The 21,862-nt window shown below is 60.2% G+C and carries 4 protein-coding genes and 1 pseudogene; 1 reads left to right on the top strand and 4 read right to left on the bottom strand.

Annotated features, from left to right (window positions below):
* Positions 1-752: 752 nt before the first annotated feature.
* On the bottom strand, positions 753-4,289 hold the full coding sequence (locus AC1Q7Q_RS25035) for a LysM peptidoglycan-binding domain-containing protein (RefSeq protein ID WP_492371139.1): 3,537 nt from the start codon (positions 4,287-4,289) through the stop codon (positions 753-755).
* On the opposite strand from AC1Q7Q_RS25035, the pseudogene AC1Q7Q_RS25030 reads away from it, so the two are divergent.
* A pseudogene (locus AC1Q7Q_RS25030) lies at positions 4,275-4,831 on the top strand (IS5 family transposase); the annotation flags it as partial. The gene AC1Q7Q_RS25035 and the pseudogene AC1Q7Q_RS25030 overlap by 15 nt on opposite strands.
* A 330-nt stretch (positions 4,832-5,161) precedes the next feature.
* On the opposite strand, the gene AC1Q7Q_RS25025 reads toward AC1Q7Q_RS25030, so the two are convergent.
* From AC1Q7Q_RS25025 to AC1Q7Q_RS25015, 3 genes are all read right to left on the bottom strand, one after another.
* Positions 5,162-5,995, bottom strand: a complete 834-nt coding sequence (locus AC1Q7Q_RS25025; protein ID WP_492371138.1) for a hypothetical protein — start codon at positions 5,993-5,995, stop codon at positions 5,162-5,164.
* Positions 5,996-6,229: 234 nt separating this feature from the next.
* Positions 6,230-6,955, bottom strand: a complete 726-nt coding sequence (locus tag AC1Q7Q_RS25020) for a hypothetical protein (RefSeq protein WP_492387232.1) — start codon at positions 6,953-6,955, stop codon at positions 6,230-6,232.
* Entirely contained in the window at positions 6,955-21,804 is a 14,850-nt protein-coding gene (locus AC1Q7Q_RS25015) for a LysM peptidoglycan-binding domain-containing protein (protein WP_492371136.1), read from the bottom strand. The genes AC1Q7Q_RS25020 and AC1Q7Q_RS25015 overlap by 1 nt, the downstream gene beginning before the upstream one ends.
* Positions 21,805-21,862: the final 58 nt, after the last annotated feature.

Here is a 21,862-nt window from a genome sequence, read left to right as displayed (position 1 = left end):
GGATAGAACACTGGGAAGGGGAAGCGGTCGAGGGACCAGACGCGCAGGGAGTCACCCGACAGGAAGTGAGCGTAACGGCGGGAGCCAACGCTAGGATGCTCGGCCAGGAATGCCAGAATGGGGATGCAAGGTGTAGCCAACCCGGCCCAACGCCTGAGCGAGTGGACCGGAGCTCGGCAGACCGCAAACTTGCAGGTCTTCGTTAGAAGGAAGCGGCTGAGGAAAGCCCGGAACGACAACGCCCGCACAGGGGCGGGCGTCGGAACCGGTTGCGTTGATGCTAAAGAGCTGCGTATTTTTCGGTAAGCACTGTCGCACCGGCTACGCGCAACAACTCTTTGAAGGCGTCGATTCGCTCAGGAAGCATGGCAATATGGACAACAACTTTCGCCCGACCTCCCTCGCGTCGATGCCCCCACCATAGCCAGCCTCTGTCACGGACAGCATCTAGCCACGACCCGAACTCCCACGGCAAAGAGTCCCATTGGTCACGGGGGATCGTAGCCAGAAGCCTATCCGTTTCCTCTTTCGTCAGCTCAGGTAAGCTCGAAAGCAACCACGCCGGAAGCACTTCCTTCCACTCATCATCGGACAGCCACTCATCCGCAGAGTGCGCAGCAATTAGCCGTAATACCATCAAGATTCTCTCTAAGGTTGCATCGGGATGCGACCCCAAGTCAATCTCGAACTCCCATGGGCTCGCAGGCATTGAGGTGAGATCATTGTTCGCCAGAAGGCGCTCCTTTTCCGTCCTAACGTCCATTGCGTCCGCTTCCTGGTTTAATCGATTGCATTAGGTCATTGAAGTATGCCTTAGGTACCCCAAACTGGTCCGGGTAGGGGTCCCGGCTAATAATCGGTTTGTCCGGATACTGGCGAGCGAATTTTTCAGGGACCGCATCCGAGCGTATCCGGTCGACAAACTGTGAATCCACCTCAAATGACTTGAGTTCTGCACCCGGCAGGCCCTTGTCTATCTTCGTCTGCAGATACTGGGTTCCACGGCCCTCCTGCCCAAAGTTTAGCCAAATGACTGAATCATTTCCTGGCACTAGGGAGACGTGGCCAGCTTCGTTGACGAAGATACGCTGATTCGGAATTCCTTCAACCCGGTAGGTGGTCACCAGAGGATTCAATTCACCCAAGGACCCTGCCTTTTGGATAGCGCCAGCCCCAAAGACTGATGCTGCTGCTCCTGGCAGGGATTCAGCGAATCCAGGTAGGTCCCGTCGATAGAGAGAATCTATCGACCCAAACATACTCCTCACGGTGCCAGTTGCAATACTACCAGCCGTGCCAAGTGCCCCCTGCCGTTCCAGGGACTGAGAGATCGCGCTGGACGGCTCGTACCTCTGGTTCCCACCAGTGAGCGCGTTACCCAAACCATAGACCGCTTTTCCGATGGCATCGCCCGCCGTCAGCACCACTTGTTTGCCTGCCTCTAACGGAGCCGTAGCCAGATTCAGCGTCCCTTCGCTCAACCCCAGCCAAGCTTTCCCAACCGTCGTGTCGGTGAAGAAGCCCGTCACCGGATTGGTGGCCTGTATCTCACCAGTGAGGGCAGGGCCATATATCACGCTTTGCCCAAAGCCGCCATTCACCGGAAGCGCCTTAGCGCCCACGGTGATTTGCGGCATCTGCCCGTTCTCCTCCCGCGGCCCGACATGCGGAAACGCGGGGTCGAATCCATTCGTCGCCCGCCGCAAAGCCTCCGCATCGGGGCTCGGCATCACATCGCTCACAATGCCGCTGTTGCTGGCCAACAGAACCGGCACTGGCGTGTTTTGTGCAACGGCTAGTCCGTCGAACATGCCAGTCGTGGGTGTATTGCTCAGATAGCTCGGACCATCAGCATTGCCATACACGCTGCCGAAGCTCATCACATTGCCCCGCGCCTGCGCGAGTGCCTGCTCCTGGCTGGTCCTGCCGGTACTGCTGGAATTGCTTCCCGCGAGGCTGCTGCCCAGTGCATTGCCAAACGCATCCAGTGCCACGCTCGTCATGCTAATGCGTCCGCCTCGCATCGCCCCTGCCGCAAGGCTGCCCAGAGCCCCAGCGACGGCTCTTCCTGTGGACGACAGAGCCGCGGCTTGACTAAACTCCTGGCTGATCCCGACCGATACGCCTGCGCTGACACCCGAGCCCACCGCCGTGGCCGCTACACTCGTCCAGCTGAAGCTCTTCTGCAAACCGGTCGCAACACCAATGCCCTGGGTGATGACGCTACTCAAAGCCCCACGAATTACCGCGTCGGTGATTACGCCACCCGTCACGCTTAGTCCACTGAGCCCTCCGGTGACGGCACCTCCAACCGCAGCTAGTGCGACTGCCTTGAAGTTGAATCCCTTTTGCGCACCGATTGCCATCCCAACCGCCTGGCTGGCGACGGCGCCGGCTGTCGCGGCAGCTGCGCCGATCAGCGCGCTGCCTAGCGGCCCGGCAGCCGGCGGCGCGTAGATCGCTACGACGACCGTCACGACGATCGCAACGATCGTCATGATGACCTGACCCAACACCCCGCAGCCGCTGCTGCCGTTGCTTGCAGGCGTCGGCAGATTGGGCGTCGTATCCCCTACGATCTTGCTCGGGTCATACGGTGCAAATACTTTGCCGTTGTTATGTGCCCCAGCCGCCTTGTTCGGAATGTTCAGTGTCTGACCGACGCGCAGGCCACTGTCGGAAGCCAGACCGTTGGCGTCGGCAATTTGATACCACAACGCCGAGTCGCCGTAAGCGCTGCGCGCAATGCTCTGCAGCGTGTCGCCGGATTGCACCGTATAGCTGCCCGGTGCAGCGTTCGGGTAATTGCTGACGATTGAGCTGTAGCCGAACTCAAAATCCGCGATCTGCGCAAAATTCGGATTGCCCTGGCTGTTGCGCGGGGTCACCTGGTCTACTCCGACGCCGTGCCGGCCCAGTACTTCGCCGTTGACCACCAGTTCGCGCTCGACGTTGCCACCTTGGTTCGCCAGCAGCACGTGGCCCGCCGAGTCGTTCACGAACGTGCGGTTGTTCTCGGCTTTGGTCGAGTCGGTGACGCGGATCAGGTTGCCGTTGACGTCGTAGTCGCTCTTCGTCGAGCCCGGATTGAGCTTCGTGCTCGTACCCGAGATCGTGTCTTCCTTGTACCCGTCGTATCTTGCGAACGTGTAGTTGTACGTATTGGTGTAACCACCGTCGTGGTCGGTCATCCTGTACTGCAATACGTTGCCCGCGGCATCGTAGGCCGTGTAGTCGATATCGCTCTTCGCCGCGTTGTCGCTCTTGAGCGTCCTTTGATGGACCAGCCGGCCGTTCTGGTCGTAGCGGTTGATGCGCGTCTCCAAGCCGTTGGTCTGGCCTTGCTCTACGCCTTCGTTAAGCTTCTGCGCATACCCCTGCGGCAACGCCCCGTTCGGACCGGTCATCGTCACGCGCCCCGCGCCGTCGTAGTTGCGGTGATCGATCTGCACGCCATCGCGCACCACGCTCACGATCCGGTCCTGCGCGTCGTAGCGATAGGTTTCCGTCACCATGCCTTGCTGGCGGGTATAGGTGACCGGCGTGGTGTCATAGATCGCCGTGCCGTCCTCCTCCAGGCCCAGTAGCACTCGCTGGCCACCCGCGACCACCACCTGGTTGCCGTAGTACGTGTCGCTCGTGCGGTTGCCGTTGGCATCGTACGTCAGGCGGTGGCCTTGCTGGCCCAGATTGCCCGCGGCGTCGATGGCATCGACCACGATCTGGCGGTTCATGCTGTCGTACTGGAAGAACCGGTTGCTGTCGTGGCTGGTGTCGCCGACAAACGTGTGCGTACCGATGTGCGTCCGGTTGCCGACCTTGTCATAGTCGATCGTGATGTGGACCGAGCCGTCGGCCACGTCTCGCAGCCGGTTCAGCGCGTCGTACGCCAGGAAGTTGTCCTGATACGTGATGCCCTGCTGCACCGTCTTCTCGCGAACGTGGTTGCCGGCCAGGTCATATGCGTAGGTCGTGACCTGGTCGATCGCGTAGTCGCGGATCGTCGTCATCTGACCGGCCGCGTCGTAGCTGTAGCCGATCGATTGACCACGCGAGCTCGTCTGCGCAATCAGTTGCTTGGCGTTGTCGTACCTGTACGTGAACACCGCCCCGCCGATGTCGGTATGGCCAAGCAGCTTGCCAAAGTAGGTGTAGCGCCAGGTCGCGCTCGCACCGTTCGGGTCGATCTCCGCGATCTTCTTGCCCAGCACGTCGTAGGCCGCCGACGTGGTCTGCCCCATGTTCAGCTTCGTCGAGATGACGTTGCCGTGCAGTTCCAGACGCCTCATGGCCTAGCGCTGATGCTCGATAGGGAGTTGGAAGGTAGGTAGCCTTGCCCAAACGCGGGCGTAGTGGATAGCCAGTCGGTAAACGCGCCAGCCGCGAAGAGCGCGGCTACGACGCGGGAAAGAAGGTTGTCGGCCGCAAGCGGCATATTGCCGTGGATGCGAATGGCCAGCTGCTGATAGTGAACTTGACGGCTACAGACGTCGCCGACAGTACCCGGGCGTTGACAGTTCTGGAAGCACTAAAGAAGCATTGACCGGGCCTGAAGCATCTGCTTGCAGATGGCGCATACGATCGTCGCACGTTAATGGATAGAGCCGCGACGCTCGACTTCGTCGTGCAGGTGGTGCGCGGTCACGAGGATCAGGTTGATCAGGTTGGCTTCGCAGTGCTACCCCGGCGTTGGATGGTGGAACGTACCTTCGGTTGGATGATTCGCTGGCGTCGCCTTGTCAGGAACTACAAGCGACGTCCTGATGTGTCCGAGACCATGGTCTACATCGCAATAGGCAGACTGCTGCCACGCAGAATCGCCCGTCCTTGAATTATCGAACGGGCTTTAATTGCGTTTGCTAGCCAAGGAATCTCCTCATCGCTGACATTATGGGTGGCCGACTAGGTATCGGCTCGCCCTGCAGCGCGCTCCGCCCAACGTTTGCAAAGTCCGCCAATCGACGATAGCCGCTGCGCACATTGACGCCAAAACCGCAGCAGTGCTGGTGCCGCTTGGCCGTAGTGAATCGCTCTGATTGCCTGCTGCCACATCAGCTTCGGCGCCTGGCGCTCAATCGGCCGTGTGCCCGAGTTTCTCTTGCATTTCACGCGAGTATTGCCTCACAGTATGACTGTGCTTCCTAAAAGGCTAACAGCTTCATCAATACCCACCAATACCTTCATCCGCTATTGAAAGCCAAGCTGAAACCAAAATATCAAAATCCGAACTCTTTGCAGCGACAGAGAGCCCAACAAGCGCCAGCCTTGCCTCACGAATTGACCACCCTCTAGAGTTTAACGTGAGCCAAGCGAGGTCAAATTTCCCCTCCGCCAGAAATAATCTAAACAGATCGAGCCTAGAAGATTCCGCGCCACTAAACCACGTTGGGCGACGGATATTACGCGGCCAATCTTTTAGAACAGCTACATCAACCTCGAATTCACAAACAGCCCCCAAACTCATATCCTGATTATTTTCCAAAATAACAGGGAAGCCACCATCGTATGAGCTATTTTCAAGCACGCTAGAGAGCGGGGTTTTTTCGTAAAATTGGTCGACTTTTACAAATCCATGCGGATCATCCCCCGTTGCCAAAGAAACTGCATCCAGCTGTGAAAGATTTCTTATTCCAGCTCTCCGGATAAAATCTTCGAGCTCCGGTGTAACCCCATCGTGCTCGACGAGCGAAGACAGTGCTATATAACGGTAAAACTGATCCGCCGTTCTCGCAATTTCAAACGTCATACGACCTGATGCGACATACATCTGTACGAACGTCGGCTCGCGATCCACAAACCAATGCTTCCAGTATCCAAAATACTTGGGCCGCCCACTTTCGCTCCATACCGGAATCAATGCCGGCGGAAATCCGTACCAATATGGGGGAGCATCAATCTCCGCCAACGGGAGCGGCACCTCCCCAATAGCAATCTCCCCGATCAAATCTGGTAACTTCAAGGATTTGAAAACCTTCTGATATTCAATCATTTTCATCTCGGCGCCAACGGCGCATACCACCCGTCAATTTGAATTGCATGCTGCGGGCCGGCATCTCCTAGTGACCCAGGAACGACGAGGACGGCATTGACACGTGGTAGTCTCCCAAGCTTCATGAGCCCTCTTAACTCATTCAGAGCACGCGTTACCGCCATAAATGTATGGTTGATTTCAGCGCCACGAAGCTTTGGGCCTCTGTATACAGCACCGATTTAAACCATACTAAAAAGATTATTCCACAAGAGGAACCAACCTGACATCCATAGAGGATCTATCTAATTTTTCGTCATTTACCATCTCATAGAGCCGTACCAATGCCGCCCCTCGCAAGAAAATTCCAGCTTCTGGGGTTCCGCGAGCGTCAGCTGCAACATGACGATCGAACTCCTTTACAGCGACCAACAAGGCGGAAACGAACCCAATAGAATCGCGACGGGCGATCGCAAGAATTGCACTTGGCAGCCCCTTTCCATGTGATGGAAGCGCTGTTGAAATCAGTGAATTTGCATCCTTTTCTGCCGCACCCCTATTTCCAGAAAGAAGTGCATCTATCGCCGAAATGAATTTCGCCCTTGCATCGATCTGGTCTCGACAAAATGGCGAAATCATACTAGCAAGAGTATAAACCTGAGGGTCACGTATAATCAATGAAATACAGAGACATTCCTCCCCCCCCTCGTAAATATACCTCCCCTCCATCTTAGGGGATAAATCATCGCTAAAAAAAAGATCAAATCTATTAATCGAATCGCGGGCCGATTCCAGAAATCTAGGAATCTCGCCCTTTACGTAAGCCAAAATAGCCGAATTTAGCCCATTTCGAAAATTCAGAAGGATCTGACGCCCGCCTTGCAAGGCGCCCGACGAAATCGCCTCCCGCACCTTTGGAGAAACTGAATCCAAGACCTTCTCCCATCTCAATACATCACTTTCTTTGACATGTGGTATATCTTGCATCACTTAATCCCCAACGCGTTAAGGTCGTAGAAATATGAATCACCGTTTCGGTTTAGGACATTCATATACCTACCTTGATATCCTTTCAGGAACAAATCTTCACCCAATTGGTTAATTCTCGATCCGTGCGGTCCGAACATCATTTGATCAATCTTTCGATCCATCCATTGCGTAGACATTTGTTTCCCGTAGTTCGTTTCCGCCAGCAAGTCAAGTGGCGAATTCCCATTGAATTGGGCACGGTACTTTGACTCAACTGGTATCAGATTGTCCGGATTCTCCAGACTGCGGTAAACACGGTCGATACCGTTAGAGCCCCGCCCCACACCCGGACTGGTGACATTCCCGATCAGCTTCCCATCCCCCTCCAGAACGTAACCACGCTTCAGCATCTCGATTCTGCCGGAAAACTCCGCAAGTGCTTCCGTTCCAGAGTAACCGCCCGCAACGAGCCGCTGCAGATGCGCCTCATAGCGAGCAATTCGGCCGGGCGATCCCAGATACTCGGCCCCACTTAGATCAGTCCTGCCGATCGCAGCTATCCCGGGCTCCCGGATGTAGCTACCCATCCCCAATTTGTAGTTTAACTGCTCCGCCTTGGCCGCAACAAGCTGACCAGTCCGGCTTTCCCCAAACGCTTCGGCCGCAAGCTGAGTCCCGGTTGCCACCGTACGCCCCGCTGCGCCAGCCAACGCCGTAGCGCTACGCGCAACACCTGCTCCGCCAGCCAGTAACGACACGACACCGATTGCGTTCTGCGTCAGAAGCGCCTGTGCACCGATAGCGTCCCCGTTTGCCCTAAGTTGCGCGATTCGCTCTGTCTGGAAGACCGCTTCTGCGCCCTGCTTGACGTCGGCCAGGCTGAGATTGAGCGTAATCGCCTGCAGACCCGTCCTGGCGATTGCACCAGGTGCATTGACCAGCGCCCGACCCAATTGCGCATTGCGTACGACCGCATCCTGCGCGGCGCTGTTGTGGTCAGCCAACCAGCCTCCCGTCACGCCATTTGCCAGCGCCCAGCCCTGGTCGTTGACGAATCGCATCCCGTCTGCCACTGTCATGGCGAGACCTTGTGCCGTGCCTGCGAATGAGTAAACCAAGTCGGCAATACTCGGATCGCGGCTGCCTGTCACTATGACAGTCGGCAAGGTCGGCTCCGGCCTCGCCTGATTCATGACACTGTCCGAAAGGCCAACGCTGTTGCCGAGATCTGCGACCAACATGCCCGGTCGGGAAGGCGTCGGATTGGTTAGCGCATCGCTGAACACGGCTTCTATCTGCTGGCGCCCCGCCGACCTCCAGTCATTCTGGCCCGGAGAATTTGTACCCCCCGCCGACTGCCGTTCTGACTCGGCAAGTTTTTCCGCTTGACTGCTACGTTGCGTCGCTGCGACTAAACCGCCGGCCAGCGCATTGCCAAACGCATCAGCGGCAACCATCGTCACATCCACACGCCCGCCGCGCAGCGCGGCCGCGGTGACTCCGCCAGCTAAGCCGGTGACCACGCCCTTGGCGATGCCACCCGCAATACCGTCGCCAAGCTTGTTGTCCAGGCCGCCTCCCAGCGAGGCGCCCACCTGCGCGCCCACTGCTGCTGCTGCGACGCCCTTCCAGTTAAAGCTTGGCTGCAGCCCCGTCGCTACTCCGATCCCCTGCGTGACCGCGTTCGCCATACCGACTCGCAACGCCGCACTGGTCAGGATCGCCTTGTTGATGCCGTCTGCCGTTTGCGCCGCCGCATTCAGACCGGCACCGATGCCGGCTGTCGCCCCGGCTCCTATGCCGGACAGCGCCACTTGCGACCAGCTGAACTTGTCCTGCATGCCGGTCGCTATTCCAACGCCTTGGCTCACGATACTGCCCACCGCGCCTCCGACTACTGCCGCGCCGATTGCCATCCCCGTCGTTAGTCCAGCGATTGCCCCTCCGGTGAGAATGGCCCCCCCGGCGGTCATAATCCCCGCTACCCCCGCCGTCGCTAGTGCAGAGCCCGCACCGATGCCCGACGCTACACCAGCCATGGCGACCCCGGCAGCTCCCGCCGTGAACACCGTCGCAACCACCGCGACGATGACCATGATGACCATGCCCACCACACCGCATCCGCCGCCCCCCGAGCCCGCCCCATTGCTAGGCGTCGCCAGGTTTGGCGTTTTATCGCCAACGATCTTGCTCGGGTCGTACGGCTTGAAGACGCCACCATCGTTGTGAACGCCGGCCGCCTTGTTCGGAATATTCAGTGTCTGACCGACGCGCAGGCCACTGTCGGAGGCGAGACCGTTGGCGTCGGCAATTTGATACCACAACGCCGAGTCGCCGTAAGCGCTGCGCGCAATGCTCTGCAGCGTGTCGCCGGATTGCACCGTATAGCTGCCCGGTGCCGCGTTCGGGTAGTTGCTGACGATTGAGCTGTAGCCGAACTCAAAATCCGCGATCTGCGCAAAATTCGGATTGCCCTGGCTGTTGCGCGGGGTCACCTGGTCTACTCCGACGCCGTGCCGGCCCAGTACTTCGCCGTTGACCACCAGTTCGCGCTCGACGTTGCCACCTTGGTTCGCCAGCAGCACGTGGCCCGCCGAGTCGTTCACGAACGTACGGTTGTTCTCGGCTTTGGTCGAGTCGGTGACGCGGATCAGGTTGCCGTTGACGTCGTAGTCGCTCTTCGTCGAGCCCGGATTGAGCTTCGTGCTCGTACCCGAGATCGTGTCTTCCTTGTACCCGTCGTATCTTGCGAACGTGTAGTTGTACGTATTGGTGTAACCACCTTCGTGGTCGGTCATCCTGTACTGCAATACGTTGCCGGCGGCATCGTAGGCCGTGTAGTCGATATCGCTCTTCGCCGCGTTGTCGCTCTTGAGTGTCCTTTGATGGACCAGCCGGCCGTTCTGGTCGTAGCGGTTGATGCGCGTCTCCAAGCCGTTGGTCTGGCCCTGCTCTACGCCTTCATTAAGCTTCTGCGCATACCCCTGCGGCAACGCCCCGTTCGGACCGGTCATCGTCACGCGCCCCGCGCCGTCGTAGTTGCGGTGATCGATCTGCACCCCATCGCGCACCACGCTCACGATCCGGTCTTGCGCGTCGTAGCGATAGGTTTCCGTCACCATGCCTTGCTGGCGGGTATAGGTGACCGGCGTGGTGTCATAGATCGCCGTGCCGTCCTCCTCCAGGCCCAGTAGCACTCGCTGGCCACCCGCGACCACCACTTGGTTGCCGTAGTACGTGTCGCTCGTGCGGTTGCCGTTGGCATCGTACGTCAGGCGGTGGCCTTGTTGACCCAGATTGCCCGCGGCGTCGATGGCATCGACCACGATCTGGCGGTTCATGCTGTCGTACTGGAAGAACCGGTTGCTGTCGTGGCTGGTGTCGCCGACAAACGTGTGCGTACCGATGTGCGTCCGGTTGCCGACCTTGTCATAGTCGATCGTGATGTGGACCGAGCCGTCGGCCACGTCCCGCAGCCGGTTCAGCGCGTCGTACGCCAGGAAGTTGTCCTGATACGTGATGCCCTGCTGCACCGTCTTCTCGCGAACGTGGTTGCCGGCCAGGTCATATGCGTAGGTCGTGACCTGGTCGATCGCGTAGTCGCGGATCGTCGTCATCTGACCGGCCGCGTCGTAGCTGTAGCCGATCGATTGACCACGCGAGCTCGTCTGCGCAATCAGTTGCTTGGCGTTGTCGTACCTGTACGTGAACACCGCCCCGCCGATGTCGGTATGGCCAAGCAGCTTGCCAAAATAGGTGTAGCGCCAGGTCGCGCTCGCACCGTTCGGGTCGATCTCCGCGATCTTCTTGCCCAGCACGTCGTAGGCCGCCGACGTGGTCTGCCCCATGTTCAGCTTCGTCGAGATGACGTTGCCGTGCAGGTCGTAGCTGTACCAGGTGGTTTCGCCCGCACCATTGGTCTGCGACAACAGACGGCCGGCCTGGTCATACCTGTACCGCTGCGCCAGGTTCTGCGAGCCAAGGCTTTGCAGGTTGTTGCTGCCGTCGACGGTGGTGACTTCCACCTGCGAATGCGTGGCGACCAGCAGGTGACCCAGGTTGTCGTACGAATAGCGCGTAAGGTGGCCCATCGCATCGACCGTGGAAATCTTGTCCCCGAACGTGTTGTAGCCGTACGAGACACTGCCGTCCGGGTGATAGTCGGCAATGACGTTGCCTGCGGCGTTGTAGCCAGTGCCGTTGACGTTGCCGTTGGCGTCGGTGACGGAGACCTGGCGGCCGAGGCGGTCGTAGGTGACCCGGGTCACCGGGCTGTCGCCGCTCTGGTAGCCGTTGGCGTCGGGCTTGCGCTCCTCGATGACCTGGTTGTTCGCGTTGTAGCGGTACGTGGTCTTCCAGTTCGGCGAGCGCGGGTCCGTGATCTCGATCACGTTGCCCCAGCGGTCGAGCTTCTGCACGACCGTCGAACGTACCCAGTTCGCATCGCCGTTGATCTGCGCGATGTGGCCGAGGACGCCGCCGGCCTGCGACGGATCCAGGCTGGTCGAGCCGCTATTGGGCGGTGTGGAGACGGCAACGCCGTACTGGGCCGGCGCGCCTCCCACGTAATAGGCCGGCGTGTAGGGCGGTGTCGTCGATTCCATCGACGGCGGTGGCGTAGTGCCTTCAACCCAAACCTGTTGCTGCCGGGTCTGCCATTGGTATTCCGTGTAAGGAACGCCGACCACGACATTGCCCTGCCAGGCGTAGTGGCTGCCAAGAATATAGCCCCCGGATTCATTGCGGCCCAGCATGACCGGCGCGCTGTACACCGTCTTAGGCGCCTGCGTCATGTACTGGTTCGGATCGGGCGGGTAGATGGTGACGTTGCCGTAGACCGGCACCCACTGCGACCGCCACTCTGTGACCCAGATCGTCTCATACATGATGTTGCCGGCTTCATCATGTACGTAGAGCGTATTGCCGTTCTCGTCTTTGCCCCGGGTCATCGGAGCGCCCCGGGTCGGGACCTGGACCGTGTACCACTGCTGCTGGTAGCCGACGACCTGGGTTTCGTAGTAGGGCACGCCGACCACGACATTGCCTTGCCAAGCATAGTGCGCGCCGAGATACTGGTTGCCGGCCTCATCGGATCCGACCACAACCGGATACGTATACCTGGCGTTGGTGCTGCCAATGATGTAGCGCGCGGGGTCGGGGGGGGACACGGTGACCGGTACCTGCACCTGGACATCACGCATCTCGTAATGACCAGCCGACCGGGAATTCACGGTGAGGTTGCCGAGCGCCTGCGCGACGCGCGCGCCATTAGCGTCGGTGGCGACGAGCTGGTACTCGTAACTTCCTGGCGCAAGACCGCCGATGTCGACTTCCTGGTAGGCAGTGACACCAGCCTCGTTCCTGCCGAAGTTCACCACTTGCAACGACGTCCATGCGCCACCCGCCGTCCGATACAGGAACTGGACATTGCCGTTCGGTGCGTTCCAGTGCAGGACCTTGGTCGAATGCGCGCCGATGATTACGCCGTTTTCGTCCTTCGCATAGATGGGCGCACCGGTCTCGTCGGCGCCAAGCTTCGTTCCCGCAATCCCGTCCCTCAGGCTGACGCCGACCGGTGGATAATTGACTTGCGGCACCCAATAGCCGGCGCGCTCGGCAACCTTCTGGAGCTGACCCGTCGCGTGGGCAAAGGGGCCGGCATCGCCGGCATGCGTCCAGAGCAGTTCGAACTGATAGACGGCAGGGCCAAACGATGAAGTGTTCACCCCATACAAGCCATTGCCGAGCGAGGTGGCCGTCATGGTGGCCCATTGACCGCCCGGCTGGCGATAACGCAGCACTTGGGTGACATCGTCTCCCGGGCTTTGCCACGAGAGCACGCCGGCACCAGCAGCGCCGTATGTGATCGGCGTGCCGATGGTGGCCAAGGGTGGGCTGGCGAGATTGAGGGTGCCGGTGCCCGTGACGTGAGTCGCACCGTCGCTTCCCGTCGTCCTGACCTGATATTCATAGTTTCCGGCAGGAAGGCCGGTTGCGTCGTAACGCAACACGTCGCCGAAACGCACGAGCGACGAAGAGTTGATGCTATTCCAGTCGGCGTTGCTGCCCGCGGGCCGGAGGAGCAGCGCGACATTCGTCCCCGGGTTGGCGGGCGAGGCGACTTCGATGGCGTTGCCCCCGTTGCCCATCGCGCTCTGATTATTGACGAGCACCCATTGCCCGTTCACATCCTGCTTGTAGACACGTACGCCAGTAATCTTGCTGACGCCACCGCTAACGCCGCCGCTCACATTGCCAGCGTTGTTCTGCCAGGCAAATACAGCCCCATCGGCACCTTGCTCTGCCGTGAGGATTTGCGAGCGCGTCGCGGCAACACCGGGCGCGAGAATCCGGTCGACCAGCTGTCCGCTCTCGTTGGTATTGCCGCTCTCATCGGCGCGTCCAAGGTGACCCCCCCAGAGGAACGGTGAAGTGACGTAGTCGAATTCGACCTTCACCGCCCCGTTGCCAAGTCCGGCGAGACTCGACCACGACAGGCGCACCTCGTTGGTCCCGTTCCAGACCACATAGCCCCTCTCGTCCGCGTTCGCCGTCGCGCTGCTGCTGATGCCGCTCGTCACCGCCGTGCGTCGGGCCAGCACACCACCCTGCGATTCAAGGCGTTCCGCCCCGGCCTCGGACACCTTGCGGCCCAGGGCGTCGTATTGCACGTCGGTACGGCGAGCATCGGTCAGCCAACGGGCAGCGTCAGCACTGCCGACCGTCGTGATGTCGATGTCGTCACGACCACTACCCGCACTGCGAACGTCCGCCGTCGCATTCCCGTTCAGGTCATACAGCGTGATGCGGTCGACACCGTCACCGCTATTGCTGCGCCACACCTGGCCGCTGTTGTCGTAGTCGAAGTATTCCTGCCACCCGCCATTGACACCCTTGCGCACGACTTCGCCGAATGCGTTGTATTGCTGACCGTGGTCGACGATGCCGGCTTCCGCCTGGGTAACGACGCCGAATCCGGCGCCATTGCCCTGCGCGGGACTACCCTCCCATTTGCTGACCCATTTGCCATTGACGAACTGCAGCACACGAACATAGGTGATGCCGCCGATGCCGCCATTGTCCGTGGCCGCATCCGCCCACAACATCTGCACGCCATTGGCGACCGAGCCGGCCGCATAGTCGACCGTGCGTGATGCAGGCTGGCTGGCCTTGCCGTTCGTGTCGGTGTGTCCATAGGCGTCAGCCGTACCCTGGTAGCGGGTGTCGGACGTGAAGTAGTCGACTTCAACCCGGACCAGGCCGCCGTTCGGATCGATGAGCGACGACCAGCCGAGGTTGACCGTGTTGTTGCCGGTCAGCGTGACGCGGCCGGTGGCGTCGGTACTGCCCGGCGCCGACGAGGACGATACGCTCACCCCGCCACGCAGCACGGCGGTGGAAGCCGGGTCGAGCGTATGGGTGAGGCGGCCGAGCCTGTCGTATTGGTAGACTTCGAACTGCGTGTGGGTGATTTGGTCGTTGCCGGTCACCGACTGCCAGGTCTTGGCGACCTGGCCGCGATCATTGTAGGACGTGTAATGGTTGATGCCCGCGGCGTCCGTGGTCTGAATCGCGTGGCCCTGAAGATCGAACTTGATGTACGTGTATCGATCTGCTCCGCTGCCTGCGCCGACCGTGAGCACGCTCTCGCTTGCCGCACTGGCAACGTTGGCCATGTCGATCTGGAGCGCCACGTTGCCATAGGCGTCGCGCTTGTAGAGCGTGACCGCGCTCAGGCTGGACCCGTTCGCGTCCCAGAACGCGGATGGCCTGGCCGTCGCGTAAATGCGACCGAGCGCATCATAATAGGTATAGGTCGATTGGCCATTCGCGGCAGTGACGCGCGTCTGGTTACCGAGGGCGTCGTAGCCATACGTAGTCGACAGGTTGCCGCGCGTGCTGCTGCCGTTCGCGCTATCGCTGAACTCCACGTTGACACGCGTCTCGCTGGTCTTCCGGTTCAGCAGGTCGAACCCATGCAGCGTGGTGCGGTCATCACCAGATCCCACCGGCATGCCGTAGGACGAAACCGACCAGCTACCTGCGGCGATGGCGTTGGCGTACTCGGTCTGGCTGGTGACGTTCCCAACCGCGTCGTAGCTCTTGGTGGTCAGGTAGCCGAGCGCGTCGACGGTGGCCGTGAGTTCGTTCCGCTTGTCGAAATAGCTGGTGGTGGTGATCCACGAGTTGGTGACGGCGTTGCGCAGTTCGCTCAACTGGACGACATTGCCGAAGCTGTCGTAAGTCTTGCGCGTTGTCTTTCCCGCCGTGAAGTATTGCGCGTTGGCCGCGGCGCTGGAGTCGTAGACGAACGACTGCGGCTCTACCACCTCGATGGAGCGTCCCAGACGGTCATATGTGCTGAGCATGGTCCGGTCGAGGCCATGATCGATGCCGGCGGCGTTGATCGCGGCCTCCACTGCGGCCCGCGTGGTGGCCTGGCTGGCGCTGGTCAGCGAGCCATCGGACAGCACCGTGCGGGTGGCATAGCGGACCAGGCGCGTCACATCGCCAAAGGCGTTGCGCGTGTAGCCGGTGACGTAGCCTTCGGCGTCGACTTCGTAAAGAACCTTGCCGAGCGCGTCGTAGACCTTGGTGCTGATGCCGCCGGCGACATCCTTGCCTGCGACGGCATTGCCCAGCGTGTCATAGAAGGTCTGGGATTCCAGCACCTTGGTGATCTCGACGCGCGTCGCGTCTCCACTCTGCCCGTTGGTTGCTACCGAGCCCAGTGCTTCGGAGTAGACGGCAACAGGTGGGAAGATCGTCTTGATCTGGCGGCCGAGGGCGTCGTATTCGTAACGCGTGGTGCGCTCTTCAGCCAAGCCGGCCGCCTCGGTACGGGCCACCAGGTTGCCCAGCGCGTCGTATTGATAGCGGGTGACGACCGCGGCCCGGATGTCGGAGGAGACTTGCAGGCTTCCGCCCGCACCTTGCGAGGCGCTGACCAGTGCTTCGCTGGGCGCGACTTCCTGGGTCAGGCGTCCGGCGGCGTCGTAGTCGAACGTCCAGACGTTGCCCTTCTTGTTGGTATACGAGACCTTCTCGCCGAGGCCATTGTAGGTATACGACTCCGTGTACCCCATCGCATCGGTACTGCCGATCAGATGGCCAGCAGCGTCGTAGCGGAACGTGTTGGACTGGTCGAGGGAGGATACCGCCACAACGGCGGCCGCAATGCCCGCCACGCTCTGCATCGTCGACGGCGGAATGGCGAGCGCATACTGAGTTGTGCTGGTGACCGCCCCTGTCCCGCTATAGCTTGTTTGCTTCACATAGCCTAGTGCGTCGACCTTGAAAACCATACGGCCGGCGGCGTCGTACGCCTGGCGCACCACTCGATCATTGGCAGCATCCGCGACCAATCTGGTACGCAGGACTGTCACATAGGTGTTGGCAGGCAACCCGGTCGTATCCACCGCCCGCGCATAACTGCGGACCGCAACAACATTGCCTACCCCATCGTAACTAGTCTCTGTGGCGGCTCCCTGAGGGTCCACTGCAATCACGAGACGATTGGCGCTGTCATACGCGTAGCGCTCAACTCTGTCCAAGCCAACATTGACCTGGATTGCGGCCCGAGCGGCCGCGAGAGTTGGGTTAGCGAGCAACTGCGTAAGTGTCGCTCCATTCAGCGAAGTGGAATAGTGAGTGCGCAATGTGATATTGCCCACACCATCAAAGGCTTGCTCTGTCACCCCGCCTAGGGAGTCGATCTGAAAAACTTGTCGATTTACCGAGTCGTACACAAAAGCCGTTACCACATCGCTCGCGCTGGGCTTGACGCTCGAGAACGCTGCCCCGGCAGCAAGTGGCGAAGCATAGCGAATCATCCGGACTACATTACCGGTGGCATCGTAGACCCTCTGTGTCACGGCTCCAACGCCATCGACGCTCCAGATCGGACGATCCTTTGCATCGTAAGCAGTACGAATGTGGGCATCCTTTGCAGCATTGGCGATCAGGGCTACGGCCGCCTTCACGGCCGACGCCGTAGCCGCAGTGCCTACCGGGACGGGAGTTGCATACGTGATCTTCTCAAGTACATTGCCGTTTTCGTCGTAGTCTGTTTCGGTGACAACGCCGGCACCATCGATTGAATAGATCGGCCGGTTGATGTCGTCATAGACTGTGCGCAGGCGTTGATCGCGCGCCGCATCCGCCACAACAACCGGGTTGGCGCTTCCATCCCAATTGCCCAAGGCGATCCTGTTGGCATAAGCCACGCGCTCGATAACCTTGCCATTCGCGTTGTACCGCAACTCCACCACGGATCCAGTGCCGTCGACGGTGAAGCGTAAATGGTCGTTCGCATCGTAAACACGCGCTTCCATGACGTCGCGCGCTGGCGCGGCGACAATTCTCCCCAAAATGTCAGCGACCGTTGGCGCGGCGGACAAACCGGTGAGCGAAATCGGTGTCGCATAGGCAACGGTGCGCACTATGCGGCCTTCAACGTCATAATCCGATTGGATCAAATTTCCGACAGGATCCAGCTTGAAGATGAGACGGTCATTGGCGTCGTACGCGAAGCGTGTGACATTGCCGTTGGCATCGGTACTGGAAGTTACATTGCCCTTTTTGTCGTAGGCGAAGAGCCGGGCAATCCCCTCCATCTGGATCAACTCCTTGATCCGTCGCCCGGCGGCATCGTACGTATACGCCGTCGAGGCTCCACTAGGTGAACTAACATTCACGACATTGTCGTGCGCATCGAATCCATATACAGTCTGCAAATTGAGCCCGGTCGGATCCACCGTCTCCCGGAACATATTCCCCTTCATGTCATACGAGAATGTCGTGAGAGTCCCGCGTGCGTCCTGCACGGAAATACGGTTGCCACGCCCGTCATAGGTATACGTCGTGGTCAGATTGAGCCCAGTTGGATCGACAATCTGCTTGAGGACTCGGCCTGCGGCATCATAGGAATATGTGATCGTGTTCCCGTTCGCGTCCATCGCAGAGATAAGACGATCGGCCCGATCATAGGTATTCTTAGTCTGGGTAAGATTGGTGTCCGTCTGGATCAGGTTACCGTTACGGTCGTATTTGTAGAGCGAATCGTTTCCAATCGCGTCCGTTATTTTGACCGTCTGTCCGTGCCGGTTATGAACGGTTGACGTGACTACGTTTCCTGGCAGGGTAATCGTTACTTTTCGAGTGCTGTCGGAATACGTGTATGTCGTCGTATTACCAAGCCCATCTGTTTGCGTTAGTACACGATTGAACGCATCGAAGGTAGAGTTGCGCACGGCGCCAATCGCGTCTTTCGTCTGAATAATCCGACCCAATCGATCAAACGATGCTTCCCGTACATTGCCATTGGCATCTATCGATCGAATAACTCGACCAAATGCGTCATATACGAAACTGTCGACTAATGCCATCCCTGTCGGATCAAAGGCGTCTTCGACCTTTAGACCCCGCCTATCGTAGGAACTAGTCTCCGTCGTGGTACTGCCGGAACGTAGTGGACCTACACGTGACGTTTCCTCACCGAATGCGTTATAGGCATACCGAGTGAGATAGCCTACCGCGTCTCTTGAACTCGCGACCGCGCCAGTGGCGCTATAGGTGATCGTCGTGCGAATGTCCTTCCCAAAGTCAAGCACGGCGTTGACCGCAGACGTCAAAACCGTATTTACGAGCCCGCCGGCGAGTGGTCCCGTCAACCCGGCAAGACTAATCCGATTGTTATATCGGATGCTGGATGACAGTTTCCCCAAGGCCGTGTACTGATGTTCCTCCACCTCACCCAGCGCATTTACCGTATGCGTCAGTCGACTATCGGCATCGTAAAAATAGAGAGTCTTATAACCGTTCGCATCGGTGCTGCTGGTTCGGCGGCTAGCGGCATCATAGGTATATGTGGTTGCGTACTGGGTCCAAATCGCATCGATCTGGGTCTGGGTCATGCCGGCCGTCAGCTTGGCGGCCCCCTCCCCGGAGAGTTCCGCGATCAGGCGGCCCTGGATATCGAAGCGCGCGTTCAGCGTGCGCAGGTCCGTGGTGCCCACCGCCAGTGCGCTGGAGGTGCGGTTGCCCATCACGTCGTAGGTGTACGACATGACCGTGCCTTCGGCGTTGGTCTCGCCACTGACCCGGTTCAGCAGGTCGTAGGTCGTGACGCTGATCTGGTCAGCCGCCTTGGAGGCCGGACGGATCGTCGCCAGCAGCGAGCTGGCGGTCACGGTGCCCGTGACCTTGGTGGAATACCGGATGGTGCGCACGAGATTGCCCGCGGTGTCGTAGATCCGCTCGGTCAGGTAGTTCTCGGCGTCGACTTCACCGGCCAATTGGCCGCCGGCATTGTAGAGATAGACCGTATGCGCATCAGCGGCATTCGTCGCCGGGATCAGTTGGTCCAGCGCTCCCGTGGCGCGCAATGCGGCCGAGGTGGCCGTGGCATAGGTAAAGCGGTCGGTGAGGTTGCCGGCGGCGTCGTAGCGCAGTTCGGACAGGTAGCCTTCGCCATCGAGCGTTGCCCGCAGCAGGCCGTCGGCGTCGTAGAAGTTGCGCAGGATGCGGTCGGCTGCCGTCGTGGGCGGCGCCACACTGGCGGCCGTGGGGTTCGCGCCAAGCGTGCTGGTGTCGACCGTGGTGGCATAGCGCACCACGGCAATGACACGCGATGCGCCGTCGTAGCGGGTCTCCGTAACCGCGCCGGCGGCATCCACGCTCTTGATCAGGCGGCCGACGCTGTCATAGACGCGCCATGTCTTGCTGTCCAAGGCGGTGGCCGCGGGACGCAGACTGGCCAGCGCGGGATTGGTCGGCACGCCCTGGGCGTTGACCAACTGGGCGGTGGACACGGCCGTGGCGTACTTGATCGCCTCGGTCAGCTGTCCAGCCTTGTTGTAGATGTATTCGGTGAGCGTGCCGTTGCCGTCGATGTCAGCGCTCTTGCGGCCTTCGTCGTCGTACAGCGCCCACGCGCGCACTCCGGTCGGGTCCTGCTTCATCAGCAGGCGCCCGTCGGCGTCGTAGGCATAGGTGGTCTGGCCGAGCGCCTGCGCGCCGATCCCGAACTGGCCGATGCTGACCAGGCGCCCTGCCTTGTCGAAAGTGCTGGTCGTGACCAGACCGTTCGCGGACTGGACGGTCGTCTTGCCGCTGGCGTCGTCGTACTGCGTCAGCGTCATCTGGTTGAGCGCGTCGGCCGACGCGATCACCCGGCCGAGGCCATCGTAGCTGTATTGCGTGATACCGCCCGTACCCGAGATGGTCTTGAGTAGCCTGCCGTCCTGGTCGTAGACAAACTGCGTGACGCTGGCACCCGCGGCCACGCCGTTGCCGGATGCGTCCACGTCGGTGTAGGTCGTGCTCTTCTGGAGCTGGCCACGCGCGTCGTAGGCCTGTTCCACCAGCAAAACGCGACGCTGGTCCTGCGCTGCAGCCCAGGTCGCAAGCTGCGACTCAGTCAGCACGCTCGTCTCGGTCAGCGTCGAGACGTTGTACGTGCCGGCGCTGTACTCGATGCTGCGCGTGCGGTTGCCCAGCGCATCGTAGCGGTACTCGGTCACCCGGCCCTGCGGCGAGACTGTAAAGCGCAGCAGGTTCTTGTTGCCCGCGTCGTAGATGTAGCGGGTGGTAAGAGGCTGCGACGGCTGTGCCGAGCCGCTCCCGTCCGAATCGGGCACCAGGTAGGTCGTCTCGGTCAGCAGGCGGTTCAGGGCGTCGTAGACACGCTTGACCGTGTTGCCGGCAGCGTCGCGCTGCAGCACCTGGTTGCCGTTGGCGTCGTACTCCATGTCGATCGCCCGGCTTTCGGGGTCGACCACGCGGGTCACGTCGCCGTTGGCGTTGTACGTGAAGGTGGTGACCGCCGTGGAGCCGCCCGTGCCGGGCGACTCCACGCGGATCAACTGCCCGTTGGCGTCGTAGTCATACCGAGTGCGCAGGCCGAGCGAATCGATGACCGTAGTGCGGCGGTTGGCCAGATCATAGGTGTACGTGGTGGCCTGGCCCAGCGCATCCGTGACCTTGGAGACACGGAAGTCGCTGCCGACCTGCACATACTCGAACACCAGGCGCGTGCCGTCGCTCTGATTGACCGACTGCACGCGCTTGCTGGTGCCATCGTAGGTGTAGGTGGTCTTGTAGACGTTGCCGTCAGTGATGGATCCGTCGCCGGGCGTCAGGTCGACCGTGACACCCGCCAGACGGTTGCTGGTATCGTATTCGTACGAGACAGTCTTGATGGACGTGAGCGAGCCGTTGACCAGCACCATGGTACGCACGCGGCTCAGGTTGCTGCCGCTGTCGTAGTCCAGCACCAGCGATTCGCCATTGCTATTCGCAATCGACGTCACGCCGTACTGGCCCCACGTGTAGGTCAGCGTGTTGCCCTGCGCATCCTTGCTGACCTGGATGTGGCCGTCCGCGCCGCTGTAGACGTCGGTGCGCAGCGCGCTGCCGTCGGTCCACGTATAGCGGTTCTGGGCGGAGTCGTAGCTGATGGTGTCATTGGCACCACCACCGGCGCTCGAGACGTACACGCCCTTGGCCGAGTCGTACTGGTAGACCGCGGCTGACCCGTCCCGGTCGGTGCGGGTGATCGTGCTGCCCGCGGTCAGCGGCGTGCCTGATACCAGGATCTTGGTATCGAGCCCGTTGAGCCAGTTGTCGCCGTTGTCATCGGTGAACGCGCCCTGGCTGTTGTAGGTGCGCAGGACGTTGACCGCGCCCCCGATGCCAACCAGCGAGTCGTCACGGTCGCTGATGATCAGGTTGCCGGTGGCGATGTTGACGAAGGCCTGCTCGCCGCTTCGGCCGTGGGAAGCATTCCCCAACAGGCCCCGCTGCCCGAGCGTGGCTAGGGACGAGAGATTAAGACCGAGGCTGCTGCCGCTGACGATCGCTACCATAGTGTTGTTTTTTCTATCTGAAAAGCGGAATTGGTTTCACGAACAGTCGGGGCGGCAT

The sequence above is a fragment of the Cupriavidus sp. GW823-FHT07A04 genome (assembly GCF_058794615.1).
This window is presented reverse-complemented; position numbering and strand designations above follow the sequence as displayed.

What these genes read in the sequence shown, in the direction of transcription:
- AC1Q7Q_RS25035 (WP_492371139.1), bottom strand. Translation starts at nt 4,289, where the DNA reads ATGAGGCGTCTGGAACTGCACGGCAACGTCATCTCGACGAAGCTGAAC.
- AC1Q7Q_RS25020 (WP_492387232.1), bottom strand. Translation starts at nt 6,955, where the DNA reads ATGCAAGATATACCACATGTCAAAGAAAGTGATGTATTGAGATGGGAG.
- AC1Q7Q_RS25015 (WP_492371136.1), bottom strand. Translation starts at nt 21,804, where the DNA reads ATGGTAGCGATCGTCAGCGGCAGCAGCCTCGGTCTTAATCTCTCGTCC.
- AC1Q7Q_RS25025 (WP_492371138.1), bottom strand. Translation starts at nt 5,995, where the DNA reads ATGAAAATGATTGAATATCAGAAGGTTTTCAAATCCTTGAAGTTACCA.